The 18,088-nt window shown below is 72.1% G+C and carries 20 protein-coding genes; 10 read left to right on the top strand and 10 right to left on the bottom strand.

Translation table 11 applies throughout. The annotated features are described in order from the left end of the window. The first annotated feature begins 199 nt into the window (after nucleotides 1-199). Nucleotides 200-865 (top strand): snapalysin, encoded by a 666-nt coding sequence (gene snpA / locus ACGFR7_RS06600; RefSeq protein ID WP_393313822.1) that lies wholly within the window; start codon nucleotides 200-202, stop codon nucleotides 863-865. Between the two features lie 221 nt (nucleotides 866-1,086). Here the strand turns inward: snpA and crcB (ACGFR7_RS06595) are convergent, their stop codons facing one another. The 5 genes from crcB (ACGFR7_RS06595) to ACGFR7_RS06575 all read right to left on the bottom strand — a co-directional run bounded on the left by crcB (ACGFR7_RS06595) (nucleotide 1,087) and on the right by ACGFR7_RS06575 (nucleotide 4,701). After that, on the bottom strand, nucleotides 1,087-1,461 hold the full coding sequence (gene crcB / locus ACGFR7_RS06595; RefSeq protein ID WP_393313819.1) for a fluoride efflux transporter CrcB: 375 nt from the start codon (nucleotides 1,459-1,461) through the stop codon (nucleotides 1,087-1,089). Then, on the bottom strand, nucleotides 1,458-1,853 hold the full coding sequence (locus tag ACGFR7_RS06590) for a DUF190 domain-containing protein (protein ID WP_393313816.1): 396 nt from the start codon (nucleotides 1,851-1,853) through the stop codon (nucleotides 1,458-1,460). Before ACGFR7_RS06590 ends, crcB (ACGFR7_RS06595) begins: the two co-directional genes overlap by 4 nt. Next, nucleotides 1,850-2,287 carry a fluoride efflux transporter CrcB gene (gene crcB / locus ACGFR7_RS06585; protein WP_393313813.1) on the bottom strand — a complete coding sequence of 146 codons (438 nt, stop codon included), beginning with the start codon at nucleotides 2,285-2,287 and terminating at the stop codon, nucleotides 1,850-1,852. The genes ACGFR7_RS06590 and crcB (ACGFR7_RS06585) overlap by 4 nt, the downstream gene beginning before the upstream one ends. Nucleotides 2,288-2,445: 158 nt before the next feature. Then, the gene (locus ACGFR7_RS06580; protein WP_393313810.1) at nucleotides 2,446-3,312 is read right to left on the bottom strand and encodes an oxaloacetate decarboxylase; all 867 of its coding nucleotides are present in this window, start codon (nucleotides 3,310-3,312) and stop codon (nucleotides 2,446-2,448) included. Between the two features lie 303 nt (nucleotides 3,313-3,615). Next, entirely contained in the window at nucleotides 3,616-4,701 is a 1,086-nt protein-coding gene (locus ACGFR7_RS06575) for a magnesium and cobalt transport protein CorA (protein ID WP_393314241.1), read from the bottom strand. A 300-nt stretch (nucleotides 4,702-5,001) separates the two neighbouring features. On the opposite strand from ACGFR7_RS06575, the gene ACGFR7_RS06570 reads away from it, so the two are divergent. The 3 genes from ACGFR7_RS06570 (at nucleotide 5,002) to ACGFR7_RS06560 (ending at nucleotide 9,243) form a co-directional block, all read left to right on the top strand. Continuing rightward, nucleotides 5,002-7,467: a heavy metal translocating P-type ATPase gene (locus tag ACGFR7_RS06570; protein ID WP_393313808.1), complete on the top strand. Its 2,466-nt coding sequence runs from the start codon at nucleotides 5,002-5,004 to the stop codon at nucleotides 7,465-7,467. 335 nt (nucleotides 7,468-7,802) lie between these two features. After that, nucleotides 7,803-8,741: a beta-ketoacyl-ACP synthase III gene (locus ACGFR7_RS06565; protein WP_350253850.1), complete on the top strand. Its 939-nt coding sequence runs from the start codon at nucleotides 7,803-7,805 to the stop codon at nucleotides 8,739-8,741. A 64-nt stretch (nucleotides 8,742-8,805) separates the two neighbouring features. After that, nucleotides 8,806-9,243 (top strand): VOC family protein, encoded by a 438-nt coding sequence (locus tag ACGFR7_RS06560; RefSeq protein ID WP_393313805.1) that lies wholly within the window; start codon nucleotides 8,806-8,808, stop codon nucleotides 9,241-9,243. Nucleotides 9,244-9,453: 210 nt separating this feature from the next. On the opposite strand, the gene ACGFR7_RS06555 is transcribed toward ACGFR7_RS06560, so the two are convergent. The 3 genes from ACGFR7_RS06555 to ACGFR7_RS06545 all read right to left on the bottom strand — a co-directional run bounded on the left by ACGFR7_RS06555 (nucleotide 9,454) and on the right by ACGFR7_RS06545 (nucleotide 11,598). Beyond that, a complete protein-coding gene (locus ACGFR7_RS06555) occupies nucleotides 9,454-9,687 on the bottom strand; it encodes a hypothetical protein (RefSeq protein ID WP_393313803.1) in 234 nt (77 codons plus the stop codon). Nucleotides 9,688-9,836: 149 nt separating this feature from the next. Continuing rightward, nucleotides 9,837-10,757: a glutaminase gene (locus tag ACGFR7_RS06550; RefSeq protein WP_393313801.1), complete on the bottom strand. Its 921-nt coding sequence runs from the start codon at nucleotides 10,755-10,757 to the stop codon at nucleotides 9,837-9,839. Between the two features lie 10 nt (nucleotides 10,758-10,767). Then, complete coding sequence (locus tag ACGFR7_RS06545; protein WP_393313798.1) at nucleotides 10,768-11,598, bottom strand: helix-turn-helix domain-containing protein; 831 nt, start codon at nucleotides 11,596-11,598, stop codon at nucleotides 10,768-10,770. A gap of 160 nt (nucleotides 11,599-11,758) precedes the next feature. Here ACGFR7_RS06545 and ACGFR7_RS06540 point away from each other — a divergent pair, with 160 nt between their 5' ends. Further along, nucleotides 11,759-11,998, top strand: a complete 240-nt coding sequence (locus ACGFR7_RS06540) for a hypothetical protein (RefSeq protein WP_393313795.1) — start codon at nucleotides 11,759-11,761, stop codon at nucleotides 11,996-11,998. 89 nt (nucleotides 11,999-12,087) lie between these two features. Then, a complete protein-coding gene (locus ACGFR7_RS06535) occupies nucleotides 12,088-13,020 on the top strand; it encodes a 1-aminocyclopropane-1-carboxylate deaminase/D-cysteine desulfhydrase (protein ID WP_393313792.1) in 933 nt (310 codons plus the stop codon). A 114-nt stretch (nucleotides 13,021-13,134) separates the two neighbouring features. Here ACGFR7_RS06535 and ACGFR7_RS06530 read toward each other — a convergent pair whose 3' ends face one another. Beyond that, on the bottom strand, nucleotides 13,135-14,739 hold the full coding sequence (locus ACGFR7_RS06530; protein WP_393313790.1) for a Na+/H+ antiporter: 1,605 nt from the start codon (nucleotides 14,737-14,739) through the stop codon (nucleotides 13,135-13,137). A gap of 59 nt (nucleotides 14,740-14,798) precedes the next feature. On the opposite strand from ACGFR7_RS06530, the gene ACGFR7_RS06525 reads away from it, so the two are divergent. The 4 genes from ACGFR7_RS06525 (at nucleotide 14,799) to ACGFR7_RS06510 (ending at nucleotide 17,288) form a co-directional block, all read left to right on the top strand. Further along, a complete protein-coding gene (locus tag ACGFR7_RS06525) occupies nucleotides 14,799-15,059 on the top strand; it encodes a UBP-type zinc finger domain-containing protein (protein ID WP_393313787.1) in 261 nt (86 codons plus the stop codon). Between the two features lie 32 nt (nucleotides 15,060-15,091). Further along, on the top strand, nucleotides 15,092-15,580 hold the full coding sequence (locus ACGFR7_RS06520; RefSeq protein WP_393313785.1) for a GNAT family N-acetyltransferase: 489 nt from the start codon (nucleotides 15,092-15,094) through the stop codon (nucleotides 15,578-15,580). A gap of 291 nt (nucleotides 15,581-15,871) precedes the next feature. Next, nucleotides 15,872-16,285 (top strand): anti-sigma factor, encoded by a 414-nt coding sequence (locus ACGFR7_RS06515; RefSeq protein WP_003985353.1) that lies wholly within the window; start codon nucleotides 15,872-15,874, stop codon nucleotides 16,283-16,285. Nucleotides 16,286-16,328: 43 nt separating this feature from the next. Further along, nucleotides 16,329-17,288, top strand: coding sequence for an RNA polymerase sigma factor SigF (locus ACGFR7_RS06510; RefSeq protein WP_393314238.1), 960 nt, complete (start codon nucleotides 16,329-16,331; stop codon nucleotides 17,286-17,288). A 256-nt stretch (nucleotides 17,289-17,544) separates the two neighbouring features. Here ACGFR7_RS06510 and ACGFR7_RS06505 read toward each other — a convergent pair whose 3' ends face one another. Then, nucleotides 17,545-18,006, bottom strand: a complete 462-nt coding sequence (locus tag ACGFR7_RS06505) for a hypothetical protein (protein WP_393313781.1) — start codon at nucleotides 18,004-18,006, stop codon at nucleotides 17,545-17,547. Nucleotides 18,007-18,088 lie beyond the last annotated feature (82 nt).

The raw sequence follows: 18,088 nt of genomic DNA, 5'->3' as shown, positions 1-18,088 counted from the left end.
AGGCATACGTCACACCAGACTCTCAAACCTGCCGGAACGCGCTCTTTTTTCCGGGGTATTGGCCGGTGCTATCGCCACCTGGCATCTCTGTCTTCCGGGTGAACTCCGTCCAGACTCAACGGCACCAAGAAATCCGCAGGGCCCCGGTCGCCGCCCCACACGGCGACCGTACGGCTCTCGGAGTCAAAGGAGCCCCCACATGAGATCTCCCAAGACGGCGCTGTCGGCGGCGCTCGGTCTGGGCCTCGTCGCCGCGCTCGCAGCCGCGGCGCCGGTTTCGGCAGCTTCCCCCTCCCCCGCCAACTCCTCCCACAGCACCCCCGCTTCGATCGCGGCCTACAACGGCTCGGCGGCCGAGAAGGCCGACACCAAGGCGTTCTTCGAGGCAGTGGTGAAGTCGGCCAAGGCCAAGCTGAAGGCGCACCCGGACGCCGCATCGGTGACCGTCACCTACGACGCCGGCGCGGCCCCGACCTTCGCGAACCAGATAGCCCAGAGCGCGTCGATCTGGAACAGCGCCGTGTCGAACGTGAAGCTGCAGGCGGGCAGCGGCGGCGACTTCCAGTACCGCGAGGGCAACGACCCGCGCGGCTCGTACGCCAGCACCGACGGCCACGGCAAGGGCTATGTCTTCCTGGACTACCAGCAGAACCAGGAGTACAACTCCACCCGGGTGGCCGCGCACGAGACCGGCCATGTGCTGGGCCTGCCGGACCACTACGAGGGCCCGTGCAGCGAGCTGATGTCGGGCGGCGGCCCCGGCACGTCCTGCCAGAACACCCAGCCGGACGCGAACGAGAGCGCCAAGGTGGAGCAGCTCTGGGCCAACGGCCTGGCGGGCGTCCACTTCGGCAAGGCCTCCTGACGTACCCCACGGGCCTTGTGACGTAACGAAGTTCGGCGGTGGCCGGCGGATTCGACCGAGCTGACGGTGGTCGGAAGCCGCACGGCAGGGGGCTGTCGAGAGCCGGGACCTGGCGGTCGGCACTCGTACCCCACCAGCCCTCGTCTCTCCTGCACCGTCCGTGCGGTGGGGCTCCCAGGGAGCCCCACCGTTTTCGTCTGCCCGCGGCGACCGGAGGGGCGTCAGCCCCAGATCGCCTGGCCGGCGGCCACTCCGGCGAACGCCGCCGCCAGTCCGGCCGCCACGGTCCCCACGACATTGGCCACCGCACTCGCCCTGGCCCGGTCCGCGGCCAGCCGGAGCGTCTCGTAGGAGAAGGTCGAGTAGGTCGTCAGGGCACCGCACAGCCCGGTGCCGATCAGCAGTTGGACGTGCGAGGAAGCGGCGCCCGCGGAGGCCGCGCCGGTCAGCAGGCCGAGGATCAGGGAGCCGACGGCGTTGACGGTGAAGGTGCCCCAGGGGAAGACGGCATCGTGGCGGGACTGCACATAGCGGTCGGTGAGGAAGCGCAGCGGCGCCCCGACCATGGCACCGGCCACCACCAGCAGCCAGTTCACCCGCGTCCGCCCTCCCCGGCGCCCGTACCTCCCGTACCTCCCGTGCGCCGGTAGGAGATCATCTCGCACGGGTCGAGGGTCACCAGCCCGCCGTCCGTGAGAAGTTCGTCCAGTTGCGGGAGGAAGGCCCGCACCCGCTCCTCCGTGTCGACGACGACGATCGCCACCGGCAGCTCCTCGCTCAGGGACAGCAGGCGCTGGGTGTGGACGATGCCGGAGGAGCCGAAGCCCTCGATCCCCCTGAAGACGCCGGCCCCGGCCAGTCCCGCATGGCGCGCGCGGTGCACGATCTCCGCGTAGAGCGGTTTGTGGTGCCATACGTCCTCTTCGCCGACGAGGACCGTGAGCCGCAGCGCGGGGGCGCCGCCCGGTTGTGCCGTGCCGTGTGTCATGCCGTCCGCCGCCTCAGTTGGAGAAGTGCCCGGGTGCCGGTCACCCCGGCCCACACGGCCGCGACGGTGACGAGCACGGTGCCGACGAGAGCGGCCAGAGCCGCTGCCACCCGCCCGGCGGCGACCAGCCGCTGGATGTCGACGGCGTAGGTGGAGAAGGTGGTGAAGCCGCCGAGGACGCCGGTGCCGAGGAAGGGGCGCACCAGCCGGTGGGCCGCGCGGACCTCGGTGATGACCACCATCAGGACACCCATCAGCACACAGCCGGCGGCGTTGACGGTGAACGTGGTCAGGGGGAAGGCGCCGTTGGCCGTGGGCCACAGCACCGCGGCGCCGTAACGGGCCGTGGCGCCGAGCGCGCCGCCCGCCGCCACCACGCCGATCACCGGCCACTGCCCCTTCCAGGGTGCCGCCGGCCGGCCTCGCTCGTCCATATCTCTCCCGAGATCATCGCCGACCTCAGGCTAACCCTGCGTGCGGGACGCCGCTGCACGGGGCACCGGTGGCCCCGGGGTACAGCGGAGCGGGACGGGGGACCGGTGGCCGCGGGGGTGGAGCGGGGCGGACGTGCCGGGGCACCCCGCACCGCGGGTCACACCGGAACGGTCTCCCGTACGGGGTGGTGCCGGCTGATGTTCCGGGCCAGCAGTTCGGTGGCTTCCTTGACCCCGATCTCGCCGCCGCTGCCCCCGGTGGCGGGCAGCCGCCCGTCCGCGTACTTCAGCTCGGCCATCGCGGTCTCCATCGCCCGGTGCGCGGCGAACAGGCAGGGGGTGCTGTAGATGGCCACATCGACGCCGAGTTCGGTCAGTTCGGTCAGCGAGAGCCGTGGGGACTTCCCGCCCGCGATCTGGTTGAACAGCAACGGCTTGGTGCCGAGGACCGCGCGGATCCTGCGGATCCCCTCGACGCTGCGCACCCCGTCGACGAGCACCACATCCGCGTCGGTCCCGGCCAGCGCCGCCGCCCGCCGCAGCATCTCGTCCTCCTCCGTGGCGTCCGTACGGGCCACGACGAGCAGATCGGTACGGCTGGCCAGCACCAGGTTCAGCTTCTCCAGGTACTCCTCCAGCGGCAGCAGCAGCTTGCCGTCCGCGTGGCCGCAACGGCGGGGCCGCTTCTGGTCCTCCAGAATCACCCCGGTCGCGCCGGTCCGCTCCAGGCGCTGCACCACATGACAGGCCACTTCGGGGTCGACATAGCCGTCGTCGATGTCCACCAGCAGATGGTGGCGGGGGAAGGCGCCGCGCAGCCGCTCCACGAAGGCGGCCATGTCGGGCCAGGCGATGAACCCGATGTCCGGAAGCCCGTAGTACGACGCGGCGAAGCCGAAGCCGGACACGAAGAAGCCGTTGTAGTGCGCGGCGGCGATCGAGGCCGAGTGCATGTCGTGGACGCCGATCAGTGGCGTCGTCCCCTCGGCCGCGATCTCGTCACGCAGTGCTTGTCCGTACCGCAATGTGCTCTCCTCACAGAACCGGCGGGGACCGCGGTCCGGCGTCCGGGGGCGCGTTCGGGGACGCGCGGAGGTCCCGGCGCCGCCAGCACCCGCCCACTGGGGAACTGGTCAGAGCATGTTTATCCGGCGTATCGGCAGCATGCCTTTAACACGCCATGACCTTCCATAACTTTCTCTTTACTTCATCCCCGCGTGCACGCCCGACCGGCTCACGGGCGCCCGGGGCGGGCGGTCCGGCCGACCGTGCTCCCCGTACGGACTCCAAAGGACGGGCCCCGGAGGACGGACCCCGGAGGACGGGCCTCAGAGCCAGCCGTTCCGTTTGAAGCCGCGGTGGATCACCCAGCAGAGAGCCACTATCAGCCCCATGACCAGCGGATAGCCGAACGTCCAGCGCTTTTCCGGCATATGGTCGAAATTCATGCCGTACACACCGCAGACCATGGTCGGCACCGCCAGGATCGCGACCCAGGCACTGATCCGGCGCATGTCCTCGTTCTGGGCCACGGTGACCTGGGCGAGATGGGCCTGGAGTATGGAGTTGAGCAGTTCGTCGAATGCGGTGATCTGCTCGGTGACCCGGTCGAGATGGTCGGCGACGTCCCGGAAGTACGTCTTGATCCGGGGCTCGACCTGCGCCATCGGCTGGGTCGCCAGCTCCCGCATCGGCCGGTCCAAGGGGGCCACCGCGCGCTTGAGTTCCAGCAGCTCGCGCTTGAGCTGGTAGATCCGGCCGGCCCCGCCGCTGCCGCGCACGGAGAAGACCTCGCTCTCGACGTCGTCGATATCGATCGAGACGGCGGCGGCGACATCGAGGTAGTCGTCCACCACCAGGTCGGCGACGGCGTGCAGCACGGCGGAGGGCCCGAGCGCCAATTGCTCGGGCACGGACTCCAGTTGCTCGCGCAGCGGGCCCAGCGAGCCATGCCCGCCGTGCCGTACCGTGATCACGAAGTCGGTGCCGGTGAAGACCATGATCTCGCCGCTCTCGACGACTTCGCTGGTGTCGGTGAGCCGGTCGTGCTCGACATAGCGGACCGTCTTGAAGACGGTGAACAGCGAATCGTCGTAGCGCTCCAGTTTGGGCCTCTGGTGCGCGTGGACCGCATCCTCGACGGCGAGCGGGTGGAGCCCGAACAGTTCGACAATTCCGGCGAATTCCTTCTCGGACGGCTCATGCAGCCCGATCCACACAAATCCACTGCCGGATTCGCGGACCCGGCGGATCGCCGCCTCGGCCGGATGATTACCGTCCTGCCGCACGCCGTTCACGTACACCGCGCAGTTCACCACGGCGGTGCCGAGCGGCGAACGCGCCGGGTGGCTGAGGTCGACCCCCCGGGTGCGCGGCTGCGGCAGCCGGACGGCCTTGCGGAGGTTGCTGATCATCGACACCCGGCCAGTATGGCCCGCGGGGGCGCATGAGCAATACGGCGCAGCGGCGGTTTCACGCAGCGCGGCGGGGCGAAGACGCTGGGGAGTGCATGACGGGAGGGCGCCGGGAGGACGACGGGAGGGCCGCGGGAGGGCCGCGGGCGGAGGGCGGAAGGAGGGCGAAAGGACAGAGAGCGGGCGGAGAGCGGGCGGAGAAGGGCCGGCGACACGGTGACACCCGCAGGAATACCCTAGGGGGGTATATCGTTGCCACGGGGGCGGGCACGGGCACGCGCAGCACACCGAGGAGCAACCATGACGACCGCGGTCGGAGAGCACGGAGTCGAACTGGAGATCGGCGGGATGACCTGCGCTTCGTGCGCCGCCCGCATCGAGAAGAAGCTCAACCGCATGGAGGGGGTCACCGCCACGGTCAACTACGCCACCGAGAAGGCCAGGGTGACCGTCGCGCAGGGCAGCGGCGTCGGGGCCGCCGATCTGATCGCCACCGTGGAGCGCACCGGTTACACCGCGGTCCTCCCGGAGCCGCCGGCCCCGGCCCCGGGCACCACCGGACCCGCCGGCGGCGAAGGCCACGGCCCGACGGCCGGGCAGGCGGACGGAGGATCGGAGAGCCCCCGGGACGGCCGGGCGGAGGAACGCCGGGCGGGCGGAGGGGCGGAGGAACGCCGGGCGGGCGGCAGGGCCGGCGGCGACGGGCTCGCCGCGCTCCGTCAGCGCCTGCTGATCTCCCTCGCCCTCTCCGTCCCGGTGGTGCTGCTGGCGATGGTGCCGCCCCTGCAGTTCACCAACTGGCAGTGGCTCTCGCTGACCCTGGCCGCGCCGGTGGTGGCGTACGGCGCCTGGCCGTTCCACCGGGCCGCCTGGACCAATCTGCGGCACGGCACGGCCACGATGGACACCCTCATCTCCATGGGCACCCTCGCGGCACTGGGCTGGTCGGTCTGGGCGCTGTTCTTCGGCACCGCGGGCATGCCCGGGATGACGCACCCCTTCGAGCTGACCATCGCCCGCACCGACGGCAGCGGCAGCATCTATCTGGAAGCCGCGGCCGGTGTCACCACCTTCATCCTGGCCGGGCGGTACTTCGAGGCGCGCGCGAAGCGGAAGGCGGGAGCTGCGCTGCGGGCGCTGCTGGAGCTGGGCGCCAAGGACGTCACCGTGCTCCGGGACGGCCGTGAAGTCCGGGTCCCCACAGCGGCGTTGCAGCCCGGCGACCGTTTCACCGTACGGCCAGGGGAGAAGATCGCCACCGACGGGAAGGTGCTGGAGGGCGCCTCCGCCGTGGATGCCTCGATGCTCACCGGTGAGTCCGTTCCGGTCGAGGTGTCCCCCGGCGACACCGTCATCGGGGCCACCGTCAACGCGGGCGGCCGGCTGGTCGTCGAGGCCACCCGGGTCGGCGCGGACACCCAGCTCGCCCGGATGGCGCGGCTGGTCGAGGACGCGCAGATGGGCAAGGCCGCGGCCCAGCGGCTGGCGGACAAGATCTCCGCGGTCTTCGTCCCGGCCGTGATCGCGCTCGCCCTCGGCACCCTCGGCTGCTGGCTCGCCACCGGCGCCGGCGTGGTGGCCGCCTTCACCGCCGCCGTCGCCGTCCTGATCATCGCCTGCCCGTGTGCGCTCGGGCTGGCCACGCCCACCGCGCTGATGGTCGGCACCGGACGCGGCGCCCAGCTCGGCATCCTGCTCAAGGGGCCCGAGGTTCTGGAGTCGACCCGGCGGGTGGACACCGTCGTCCTGGACAAGACCGGCACGGTCACCACCGGCGTGATGACGCTCACCGGTGTCCACCTCGCCGAGGGCGTCACGGAGCCGGAGGTGCTGCGGCTGGCCGGAGCGCTGGAGCACGCCTCCGAACACCCCGTCGCCCGTGCCATCGCCGCCGGCGCCGTCGCCGGCGCCGGGCAGCGGACCGCGGACGGCAGCCCGGCCCCGGGGACAGCCCCGGCCACCAGGCCGGCCCCCGAGAGCTTCCTCCCCGCCGCCGGCAGTTTCCTTCCCACCCCCGAGGACTTCGCGAACGTCCCCGGCCTGGGCGTCCGAGGAGTGGTCGAGGGGCACACCGTTCTGGTGGGCCGCGAGCAGTTGCTGAACCAGGCGGCCCAGTTTTTGACCCCCGGGCTGGCGGCCGCCAAGGCGGCGGCCGAGGCCGAGGGGCGTACCGCGGTCACCGTCGGCTGGGACGGCGCGGCCCGCGCGGTGCTGGTGGTGTCCGACGCGGTGAAGCCCACCAGCGCCGAGGCGGTGCGCCGGCTGCGGGCCCTGGGGCTGACGCCGGTCCTGCTGACCGGCGACAACCGCGCCGTCGCGACGGCGGTCGCCGCCGAGGTCGGGATCGACGAAGTGATCGCCGAGGTGCTGCCCGAGGACAAGGTGGCCGTCGTCGAACGGCTGCAGTCCGAGGGCCGCTCGGTCGCGATGGTCGGCGACGGCGTCAATGACGCGGCCGCGCTGGCCCGCGCCGACCTGGGGCTGGCGATGGGCACCGGCACCGATGCCGCCATCGAGGCCGGCGACCTCACTCTCGTACGGGGCGATCTGCGCGTCGCGGCGGACGCCATCCGGCTGGCCCGGGCGACCCTCGGCACCATCCGGGCCAATCTGTTCTGGGCGTTCGGCTACAACGTCGCGGCGCTGCCGCTGGCCGCCGCCGGACTCCTCAACCCGATGATCGCCGGGGCCGCGATGGCGTTCTCCTCGGTCTTCGTCGTCGGCAACAGCCTGCGACTGCGCCGCTTCCGGGCACTGGCGGGGTAGCGGGAAGCTGCCTCGCACCGGCCGCGGCAGGCCTCCGGGCTCCGCCCGCGGGACGCGCCCGCGGGCGGAGCAATACGCCCCGGGCGCGGTAGCTCTGCCGTTGGATCGGGCGGGCTGCTGCCCCTGCGGGATTCCGCCCCGCCGCCCGCGGGCGCCCCGCTCCCCGCGGGCCGCCCGCGGGCCCGGTCACCGGGCCGGTCGCCGGGGGTGGATCTCCGGGGTTCTGACAAGTGTCTCCAGTTCTGGCGGCGGAACATTGGCAGTTCACGCAGCCGCCGGCCGGCAGCGAGGGGTGAGACTGGTGACGTACCGCCCACCCACGTACAGGGGATTTCATGACCGGGTCACGCGTCCTGGCTCTCGGCCATTACCAGCCCTCCGGCGTGCTCACCAACGACGACCTCGCCGCCATGGTCGACACCGACGACGCCTGGATCCGCAGCCGGGTCGGCATCCGCACCCGCCATGTCGCCGCCCCGGACGAGACCGTGGACGCCATGGCGTCCGCCGCCGCGGCCAAGGCCCTGGCCGCCAGTGGCCTGGCCCCGCAGGACATCGACCTGGTGCTGGTCGCCACCTGCACGGCCACCGACCGCAGCCCGAACACCGCGGCCCGGGTCGCCGCCCGGCTCGGGCTGGACGCACCCGCCACGATGGACCTCAACGTCGTCTGCTCCGGCTTCACCCATGCGCTGGCCACCGCCGACCACGCCATCCGGGCCGGTTCCTCGACCCACGCGCTGGTCATCGGGGCGGAGAAGTTCACCGAGGTCGTGGACTGGACGGACCGCTCGACCTGTGTGCTGGTCGGCGACGGGGCGGGAGCCGCGGTGGTCAGCGCCTCGCCCGAGCCGGAGATCGGTCCCGTGCTGTGGGGCTCGGTGCCGCAGATGGGCGGTGCGGTACGCATCGAGGGCGAGCCGGCCCGGTTCTCCCAGGAGGGCCAGACCGTCTACCGCTGGGCGACCACCCAGCTGCCGGCCATCGCCCGCACGGTGTGCGAACGCTCCGGGATCACGCCCGCCGATCTTGCCGGCGTGGTGCTGCACCAGGCCAACCTGCGGATCATCGAGCCGGTCGCCGAACGGCTCGGCGCGGTCAACGCGGTGGTCGCCAAGGACGTCGTCGACTCCGGGAACACCTCGGCGGCCTCCGTGCCGCTCGCCCTGTCCAAGCTGGTCGAGCGCCGTGAGATCAGCTCCGGCGCACCGGTGCTGCTGTTCGCCTTCGGCGGCAACCTCTCGTACGCGGGACAGGTCATCCGCTGCCCGTGAGGCGGGCGCCGTCACGTCCGATTCGTTCAAGACCGCGGCACGGCGGGCGCCCTACGCTCGCCGCATGACCAGCACTCCTTCCTCCAGCGCGCCGTCCTCCACCACACCGTCCACGCCGCGGTTCGCCGCCATCGGCATGGTCGTGGCCGACATGGCCGCGGCCCTCGCCTTCTACCGCCGCCTCGGCCTGGACGTCCCCGCCGAAGCGGACCGCGCCCCGCACGCCGAGGCGCAGCTCCCGGGCGGTCTGCGGCTGATGTGGGACACCCACGAGACCGCGCGGGCGGTCGACCCTGACTGGACGCCGCCGCAGGGCGGCACGCCGACGGGGCTGGCCTTCGAGTGCGCGGACCCCGCCGGGGTCGACGCGGTCTACGCGGAACTCACCGCCGCCGGCTACACGGGCGAGAAACCGCCGTGGGACGCCTTCTGGGGGCAGCGTTACGCCGTCGTACAGGACCCGGACGGCCATGGGGTCGATCTGTTCGCGCCGCTGCCGTAGGCGCGCCCGGGGCACCCAGGGCTCGCGTCGGATGCGCCCCGGGCTTGGACGGCATGTCCGCCTTGTCCGCCTCGCGACGTGCCCGTCGTGGGAGGTGCCTGTCCTGGGACGTGCCTGTCCTGGGACGTGCCCGTCGTGGGGTATCCGTCGTGGGGCGTGCCCGTCATGGGGTATCCGTCGTGGGACCTGCCCGTAGTGGGGCGTAACCCCCTAGCCGATGTCCCCGGGGTGCTCGCGCAGGTACATCGCGCCGCAGCTGTGGCAGAAGGGCTCTCCCTTGGGCGTGCCCCAGACATCGGCCGTCTGGGTGGCGGCGGCGGGTGCCAGCTCGCGCCCGCACATCGCGAGGGTGCCCTCCAGCCGTACCATGTGCCAGATCTTCACCGGCGTGTCCGCGTGCGGCAGGACGCCTTCCTCGTACTCGGCGCGCATCTCGTGCTCCATGGCCGTGCACCTCCTACGCCCACGATGCGCCAGCAGCCGGGCGCCCACAACGGCAACGGGGAGCCGGGCCGACGGCCGAAGGGCGCGTACGGGCGGCGCCGGACCGACGGCCGAAGGACCCGCGCAGAGGGCGCCAGGTCGTCCGCCCGTCAGAACACCGACCATCCCGTCAGCGTCGTGAAGTGGTCCAGGGCCGCGGCGCCCGCCACCGAATTGCCGCGGGCGTCGAGTCCCGGGCTCCACACGCACAGCGTGCAGCGGCCCGGGATCACGGCGATGATGCCGCCGCCGACACCGCTCTTCGCGGGCAGCCCCACGCGGTAGGCGAACTCCCCCGCCGCGTCATACGTCCCGCAGGTCAGCATCACCGCATTGATCCGCTTGGCCTCGCGGGCCTCCAGGAGGCGGCGGCCGTCGGCGCGCAGCCCGTGGCGGGCGAGGAAACCGCCGGCCACGGCCAGATCCCGGCAGCTCATCTCGATCGAGCACTGCCAGAAGTAGTGCTCGATGACACTGGGGACGGGGTTCTCCAGGTTGCCGAAGGACGCCATGAAATGCGCCAGCGCGGCGTTGCGGTCGCCGTGTTCGGCCTCGGAGTCGGCCACCGCCTGGTCGAAGGCGAGGTCCGGGTTGCCGCTCTCCTCACGGAGGAAGTGCAGCATCGAGGTGCTGGCATCACCGGTGAGGGTCTGCAGCCGGTCGGTGACCACCAGCGCGCCCGCGTTGATGAACGGGTTGCGCGGGATGCCGTCCTCGGCCTCCAGCTGGACCAGCGAGTTGAACGGCGTACCGGACGGCTCGCGCCCCACCCGCTTCCAGATGTCGTCATGGCCGTCGTGGCTCTGCGACATCACCAGCGCCAGCGAGAAGGCCTTGGAGATGGACTGGACGGAGAACGGGGTCTCCCAGTCGCCGACGCCGTAGACCTCGCCGTGGATATCGGCCACCGCGATCCCGAAACGGTCCGCTGACACCCGTTCCAGGGCCGGTATGTAGTCGGCGACCCTGCCCTGTCGCACATACGGCCTGGCGTGGGCCGCTACCTCCTCGAGAACGGCCTGGTAGTCCATGACGGACACGCTAACCCGGGGCGAGCAGCACCCCCATCGGGGCCCCCGCCAGCGCCTTCACCTCGCGGGCGAGATGCGCCTGATCCGCGTACCCGGCGCATGCCGCGACCTGTGCGCGGGGCATCCCGGAGCGTGCCAGATCGAGTGCGCGGACGAACCGGAGCACCCGGGTCAGGGTCTTGGGGCCGTACCCGAACGCGTCCAGGCTGAGGCGGTGCAGCCGGCGTTCGCTGAGCGCGACGGACCTCGCCACCTCGGCGACGGGTCGCCCGCGCGCGAGTGCCGCGGCGACGGCTGCGGTCCGGCCCCGTGCCGTGGTGACCTCAGCGTCCTGGAGGCGGGCCCCGGCGGTCTCCTCCAGGACACGGCCGACGCCGCCGACGCCGCCCGCGCCGCCCGTCTCCCGTGCCGCCGCCAGCCGCCCGGCCAGCTCCCGTACCCGGCCGGCGGGCCACAGGTCCGCCAACGGCACCCGCCGGTTGCGCAGTTCATGGGCCGGTACACCGAAGACGGCCGGCCCCTGCCCCGGCGCGAAGCGCAGCCCCACGAAGAGGCCGCCTCCCGTGCCCTCCAGGCCGTGGGAGCTCGCCAGACCATGGGGATTCTCCAGGCGATGAGGACCCTCAAGGTCATGAGGAACGGCTCCGGGGACGACACCTCCCGGGAAATGCGGCCCGGTGTCCGGGCCGGCCACCAGCAGCCGGCCGCCCTCGCTCCAGATCAGGTCCATACAGCCGTCGGGCAGCACCGGCCGGGCCGAGGGAGGTGCCGTGCGGGTCCACAGCACCGCGCCGGCCAGCCGCGACGCCCGCTCCCGGTACCCGCCGGATACCTCGGACACGTCGCATACGCCGGATGCGCCGCCTTCACCGCATGCGCCGGATACGCCGGGCGGCTCATCCGAGTAGCGCTCTTCACCCATATCCCCCAGCCTGGCACGGGAACCCCACGGCCGTCCGCGCCGTTGATCCCTTACGACACGGACCTCACGGAGGTGGCACATGTCAGGGTTTCTCGACCGCGCGAAGGAACAGGCCCAGAGCGCGCTGAACCAGGGCAAGCAGAAGGTCGACGAGGTGCAGCAGAACCGCGCCGGCAACGAGCTGCTGAGAAAGCTGGGCACCGCGTACTTCGCCGAGCGCCGGGGCAGCGGCTCGCCCCAGGCGACCCAGGACGCACTCAACACCCTCGAGGCGCACATCAATGCGCACGGGGACGCGTTCCTGCACACGAGCGGGTAGCACACATCGCGTCCGGCGGCAGGGCACGGACCGCACCACCGGCACCCGTGACCCCGCCGGCACCCGTGGCACGGCCTGCACCCGGGACAATGGGCAGGGTGACCAGCACCGCCCCCGGCCCGCTGCCGGATCCGCACGCCCTGCACCCGCGCCTGCCCTCACCCCTCCAGGAGATCGAGGACGAGCCGTTCGCGCGCCGCGGGATACGGCTGCTGCTCAAGCGGGACGATCTGATCCACCCGGAACTGGCGGGCAACAAATGGCGCAAGCTGGCGCCGAACCTGCGCGCCGCGGCCGCCGCGGGCGACCGTGCGCTGCTGACGTTCGGCGGCGCGTACTCCAACCATCTGCGGGCCACCGCCGCGGCGGGCCGGCTGCTCGGCTTCTCCACCATCGGTGTGGTCCGTGGCGACGAGCTGGCCGCCGCACCGCTCAATTGGTCGCTGGCCCGCTGCGCCGCCGACGGTATGCGGCTGCACTTCCTCGACCGGGCCCGCTACCGCCGCACCGATGACCCTGACGTGCTCGCCGCTCTGCACGACCGCTTCGGCGCGTTCCGCGTCATACCGGAGGGCGGCAGCAACTCCCTTGCCGCACAAGGCTGTACGGAGCTGGGCCGGGAGCTGCGCGGGGCCGCCGGCACCGTCGCGGTGGCCTGCGGCACGGGCGGCACCCTGGCCGGGCTCGCCGCGGGGCTGGCGCCGGGGCAGCGTGCCCTGGGCATCCCCGTACTCAAGGGCGGCGACCCGCACTTCCTCCAGGAGACGGTCGGGGAACTGCAGCGCGCGGCGTTCGGCGGGCCGCGCGGCGACTGGCGGCTGGACGGCCGCTTCCACTGCGGCGGATACGCCCGCCGCACCCCGGAGCTGGACGCGTTCGCGGACGCCTTCGAGGACCGGCACGGACTGCCCCTGGAACGGATCTACGTCGCCAAGCTGCTGTACGGGCTGACGACGCTGGCCGAGGAGGGCGCCTTCTCCTCCGGCAGCACGGTGGCCGCAGTGATCACCGGCACGCCCTGAGCCACGTCAAGCCGGGCCCCGGGCCAGGACCACGGGCCAGAACCCGGGCCGGAGCTACGGCCGCGGCAGCGGGTCCGGCGACCGCGGCACGGACCGGCCCCCGTTCCACCTCGCCTACGAGGCCTCCTCCCGGTACGCCGTCGCCTCCTCCAGATCCAGCCTGCGCAGCAGCGTCCGCAGCATCTCGTCATCGATCCGGCCGGCGTCCCGCAGCTTGACGAACACCCGCCGCTCGGCGTCGATCATCTCGCGGGCCAGCCGCCGGTAGGTCTCGTCGGCGGACTCCCCGGTCACCTCGTTGACCGCGCCGAGCCGCTCCCACACGGAGTTGCGGCGCCGCTCCATGATCGTGCGCAGCCGGTCGGCGAGCGGCCCGGGCAACGCGTTGCGCTCGTCCCGCAGAAGCTCTTCCAGCCGCTCCTCGGCGGCGCGCGAGGCCTCGTTCTGCGCCTGCGCCTCGGCAAGCGTCTCCCTCTGCGGATCCGGCCGCCCCGGCAGCTTCAGCGCGCGGATCAGCGGGGGCAGCGTCAGCCCCTGGATGACCAGGGTGGCGATGACGGTGGTGAAGGTCAGGAAGAGCACGAGGTTGCGGGCCGGGAAGGACCCGCCGCCGGGCACGGTGACGGGGAGGGAGAACGCGATGGCCAGCGACACCACGCCGCGCATCCCGGCCCAGCCGACGACGACCGGGGCCTTCCAGTTCGTGTCCGGCTCACGGGTACGGATCCGGGCCGACAGGGCACGGGGCAGATAGGTCGCGGGAAAGACCCACACGAAGCGTGCCAGGACCACGGCGAGGAACATCAGGGCCGCGTACCAGAGGGCCTGCACCGCGCCGAACTCCCCCAGCCCGCGCAGCACGACCCGCAGTTGCAGCCCGATCAGTGCGAAGACGGCGGACTCCAGGACGAAGGAGACCACCTTCCACACGGCCTCCTCCTGGAGCCGGGTCTCGAAGTCGACCTGCCAGGAGCGGTGCCCCAGGTAGAGGCCGACCACGACGACGGCGAGCACCCCGGAGGCGTGCAGCTGCTCGGCCGCCGCGTAGGCGAAGAACGGGATGAGCAGCGAGAGGGTGTTCTCCAGCAGCGCCGACTCGCGCAGCCGGACGCGCAGCCAGTGCAGCGGCACCATCAGGACGACACCGATGCCGATACCGCCCAGCGAGGCGACGGCGAATTCCTTGATCCCGTCGCCCCAGGTGGCGCCGGCCCCGAGGGCCGCGGCCAGCAGCACCTTGTAGGCGGTGATCGCGGTGGCGTCGTTGAACAGCGATTCGCCCTGCAGGATCGTGGTGATCCGGTGCGGCAGCCCGAGCCTGCGGGCGATGGCGGTGGCCGCGACGGCGTCCGGCGGGGCGACGACCGCCCCCAGCACGAGCGCGGCGGTCAGCGGCAGCCCGGGGATGACGAGGTACGCCACACCGCCGACCACCAGCGTCGCGAACAGGACATAGCCGACCGACAGCAGCGCCACCGGCCGCAGATTGGCCCGCAGATCCAGGTACGAACTGTCCAGCGCCGCGGTGTGCAGCAGCGGGGGCAGCACCAGCGGCAGCACGATATGCGGATCGAGCGTGTAGTCCGGGATGCCCGGGATGTAGGAAGCCGCCAGGCCCGCGGTGACCAGCAGCAACGGCGCGGGGACGGGGGTACGGCGCGCCAGTCCGGCGACCGCCGCGCTCCCCGCGACCAGCAAAAACAGCGGCATCACTGCCATCGGACCCGTCCTGTCCCCGAACCCTTCGCCACCCGTCCCGGCGATCTAACCTGGCCATCATGAGCGAGTGCACGCATGTTCCCGAACTGCCGCGCCCCGGGCCGGCCCCGCTGAGCGCCACCTGCCTGGAGTGCCTGGCCGCCGGCAGCCACCCCGTACAGCTGCGGAAGTGCCTGGTCTGCGGCCACGTCGGCTGCTGTGATTCGTCGCCGTACCGGCATGCGACCCGGCACTTCGAGGAAACCGGTCACCCGGTGATGCGGACGCTGGAGCCGGGCGAGTCCTGGCGCTGGTGCTTCGCCGACCAGACGCTGGTGTGAAGCGTCCCCGGACGCCCGTTTAGCCTTCACCCATGATCCGCGAAGCGACCCCCGACGACGTCCCCGTCATCCTGGCCATGATCGGCGAGCTGGCGGCGTACGAGCGCGCGCCCGAGGCCGCGCAGGCCACCGCGCCGCAGCTGGAGGAGGCCCTGTTCGGTCCGCAGCCGGCCGCCTTCGCACTGATCGCGGAGGCCGACGGCGCCCCGGTGGGCTTTGCCCTGTGGTTCCGGAACTTCTCGACGTGGACGGGCACGCACGGTGTCTACCTGGAGGACCTGTACGTCCGCCCCGAGGCGCGCGGCGGCGGCCACGGCAAGGCGCTGCTCACGGCCCTCGCGGAGCTCTGCGTGGCCCGTGGATACGAGCGTTTCGAGTGGTCAGTCCTGGATTGGAATGAACCGTCCATCGGTTTTTACCGGTCGATCGGCGCTCAGCCCATGGACGAATGGACGGTCTTCCGGCTCACTGGAGAGGCGCTGCACAACCTCGCGGGCACCTCGCGTGTCAACGGAGCGTAATCGGCATCGATTTGACAGTGCACACCCCTAGCCACTGTCCGTACCCGTGGCTTTACAATCAGTGACAGTGAGGGCGCCGGGCGGACCGGGGCCGGATCGCGCCGGACGGCAGCCGCGCTCCTTCCGGGCGACACCGGCCCGCAGATCGCGATAGCGTCACAGCCGAACCATGTGTCGCGCCGGATCGTTCTCCTTTCATCCGAGGGGAGAAAGGCCCGGCAGGAATATCCCGAACAACGCGAATATCGCGCATTTCCAGCTCAACCAGCTTGTGCCACCTTGGAGGTGAGGGTGTCCCAGATCGCAGGCGAGCCCGGGACTCAGGACTTCGTGGAAGTCCGTCTGCCCGCTGCGGGTGCCTACCTGTCCGTGCTGCGTACGGCCACGGCCGGACTCGCAGCCCGCTTGGACTTCACCCTCGACGAGATCGAGGATCTGCGCATCGCGGTCGACGAGGCGTGCGCGATCCTGCTGCAACAGGCCGTCCCCGGCAGTGTGCTGAGCTGCGTCTTCCGCCTCATCGATGACGCACTGCAGGTGACCGTTTCGGCCCCGACAACCGACGGCCGCGCCCCGGAGCGCGACACGTTCGCCTGGACGGTGCTCTCCGCGCTGGCCGGCAAGGTCGATTCCACGGTCGCCGAGGACCGAACGGTCACCATCAGTCTGTACAAGGAGCGCGGCGCCGGTCCCGGACCGTCATGACCGAACAGGGGGCCCCGTGAAAGATCTCGAACGCGGCGGGCGGATGGCGTCCAGTGCGACCATCCCCGAGCAGCAGGCCCGGCCGCATCCGGTGGGCGTAGACGACCACGGCGGCCGGTTGGATGCGGCGGAGCAGGCAGAGCGGGCGGACCACATGGAGCAGAGCGAGCAGCCGGGGCAGCAGGCGCATCAGCACGATGCGCCTGCCCCCGAACACCAGCTGCAGGATCAACAGCATTCGCATGAGCCGCACGACCGCAGCGGCGCCCGGGCGTTGTTCTACGAGCTGCGCACGCTGCCCGACGGCTCCCCGGAGCGCGCCGAGCTGCGCAACACCCTCGTGCGTATGCACCTCCCGCTCGTCGAGCATCTGGCCCGGCGCTTCCGCAACCGTGGTGAGCCGCTGGACGATCTGACCCAGGTCGCCACCATCGGCCTGATCAAGTCCGTGGACCGCTTCGACCCGGAGCGCGGCGTGGAGTTCTCCACGTACGCCACCCCCACCGTCGTCGGCGAGATCAAACGGCACTTCCGCGACAAGGGCTGGGCGGTCCGCGTGCCGCGCCGCCTCCAGGAGCTGCGGCTGTCGCTGACCACCGCGACCGCCGAGCTGTCCCAGCGGCACGGGCGGGCGCCCACGGTCCATGAGCTGGCCGAGCATCTGGCGATCTCCGAGGAAGAGGTCCTGGAGGGGCTGGAGTCGGCCAACGCCTACAGCACCCTCTCCCTGGACGTCCCGGACACCGACGACGAGTCCCCGGCCGTCGCCGACACCCTCGGCGCGGAGGACGAGGCGCTGGAGGGCGTGGAGTACCGCGAATCCCTCAAGCCCCTGCTGGAGGACCTGCCGCCGCGCGAGAAGAAGATCCTGCTGCTGCGCTTCTTCGGCAACATGACCCAGTCGCAGATCGCCCAGGAGGTCGGCATCTCCCAGATGCACGTCTCCCGCCTTCTGGCCCGCACCCTCGCCCAGCTGCGCGACAAGCTGCTCGTCGAGGAGTGAACGAGAACTGAGCGGGGCGGGCGGGGCTCTCACGGGCTCCGCCCCTCGCACGTCCGGCCCCGGATCCTCCCGTCGGGCCCGGCCCTCGCGTCAGGTCCTGCGGCCCTCGCGTCAGGTCCTGCGGCCCGCGCGTCAGGTCCTGCGGCCCGCGCGTCAGATCCTGCGGCCCGCGCGTCAGATCCTGCGAGCCTCGCGCCAGGCCAGGTTCCCTCCCGTCAGGCCCGGCCGTCCGGACGGGCCGCACACGGGACGGTGCTCAGGGCGTCTCCCGCGGCCCGATGCCCAGCGCCTCGGTGGCCGTCGGATTGACCAGCAGCACGAGCACCACCAAAGCGGCCACGGCCAGTCCGATACCGGCCGCGATCAGCGCACCGCCGCCGTGGACCAGCGTCCAGGCCACCGGCAGCGCCACGATCTGGGTGATCAGCGAGGGGCCCCGGCTCCAGCGGCGGCGCAGCCACAGCCCCCGCGCGGCCACCAGCGGCAGCACCGCGAGCGCCAGGACCGTCAGCCCGCCCATTTCCGCCTGCTGCGGACTGTCCGGCGAACCGGCGAGACCCATGAACAGCATGTATCCGCCGAGGGCGGCCAGCGCGAGCCCTTCGACCGCGGTGAGCGCCGCCGCGGCGCTCAGCCGGGCGGGCCGCGGGCCGGTCGGCTCGGGCGCGGTGGGGGCGCCGGCGGCTCGGGACACGGACTGCTTCTGCTGACTGCTCACCCCAGCAGGGTAGCGCCGGCGCCCCGGCAGCCGGGGCAGCCCCGGAGCCGGACGGGACGCATGGCCGGTACCAGCAGGTAGG

Origin of the sequence: Streptomyces sp. NPDC048516 (genome assembly GCF_043199875.1) — a bacterium.
Lineage (GTDB): Bacteria > Actinomycetota > Actinomycetes > Streptomycetales > Streptomycetaceae > Streptomyces.
This window is presented reverse-complemented; position numbering and strand designations above follow the sequence as displayed.

What these genes read in the sequence shown, in the direction of transcription:
- snpA (WP_393313822.1), top strand. Translation starts at nt 200, where the DNA reads ATGAGATCTCCCAAGACGGCGCTGTCGGCGGCGCTCGGTCTGGGCCTC.
- ACGFR7_RS06590 (WP_393313816.1), bottom strand. Translation starts at nt 1,853, where the DNA reads ATGACACACGGCACGGCACAACCGGGCGGCGCCCCCGCGCTGCGGCTC.
- crcB (WP_393313813.1), bottom strand. Translation starts at nt 2,287, where the DNA reads ATGGACGAGCGAGGCCGGCCGGCGGCACCCTGGAAGGGGCAGTGGCCG.
- ACGFR7_RS06575 (WP_393314241.1), bottom strand. Translation starts at nt 4,701, where the DNA reads ATGATCAGCAACCTCCGCAAGGCCGTCCGGCTGCCGCAGCCGCGCACC.
- ACGFR7_RS06570 (WP_393313808.1), top strand. Translation starts at nt 5,002, where the DNA reads ATGACGACCGCGGTCGGAGAGCACGGAGTCGAACTGGAGATCGGCGGG.
- ACGFR7_RS06565 (WP_350253850.1), top strand. Translation starts at nt 7,803, where the DNA reads ATGACCGGGTCACGCGTCCTGGCTCTCGGCCATTACCAGCCCTCCGGC.
- ACGFR7_RS06560 (WP_393313805.1), top strand. Translation starts at nt 8,806, where the DNA reads ATGACCAGCACTCCTTCCTCCAGCGCGCCGTCCTCCACCACACCGTCC.
- ACGFR7_RS06555 (WP_393313803.1), bottom strand. Translation starts at nt 9,687, where the DNA reads ATGGAGCACGAGATGCGCGCCGAGTACGAGGAAGGCGTCCTGCCGCAC.
- ACGFR7_RS06550 (WP_393313801.1), bottom strand. Translation starts at nt 10,757, where the DNA reads ATGGACTACCAGGCCGTTCTCGAGGAGGTAGCGGCCCACGCCAGGCCG.
- ACGFR7_RS06540 (WP_393313795.1), top strand. Translation starts at nt 11,759, where the DNA reads ATGTCAGGGTTTCTCGACCGCGCGAAGGAACAGGCCCAGAGCGCGCTG.
- ACGFR7_RS06535 (WP_393313792.1), top strand. Translation starts at nt 12,088, where the DNA reads ATGGGCAGGGTGACCAGCACCGCCCCCGGCCCGCTGCCGGATCCGCAC.
- ACGFR7_RS06530 (WP_393313790.1), bottom strand. Translation starts at nt 14,739, where the DNA reads ATGGCAGTGATGCCGCTGTTTTTGCTGGTCGCGGGGAGCGCGGCGGTC.
- ACGFR7_RS06525 (WP_393313787.1), top strand. Translation starts at nt 14,799, where the DNA reads ATGAGCGAGTGCACGCATGTTCCCGAACTGCCGCGCCCCGGGCCGGCC.
- ACGFR7_RS06520 (WP_393313785.1), top strand. Translation starts at nt 15,092, where the DNA reads ATGATCCGCGAAGCGACCCCCGACGACGTCCCCGTCATCCTGGCCATG.
- ACGFR7_RS06510 (WP_393314238.1), top strand. Translation starts at nt 16,329, where the DNA reads ATGGCGTCCAGTGCGACCATCCCCGAGCAGCAGGCCCGGCCGCATCCG.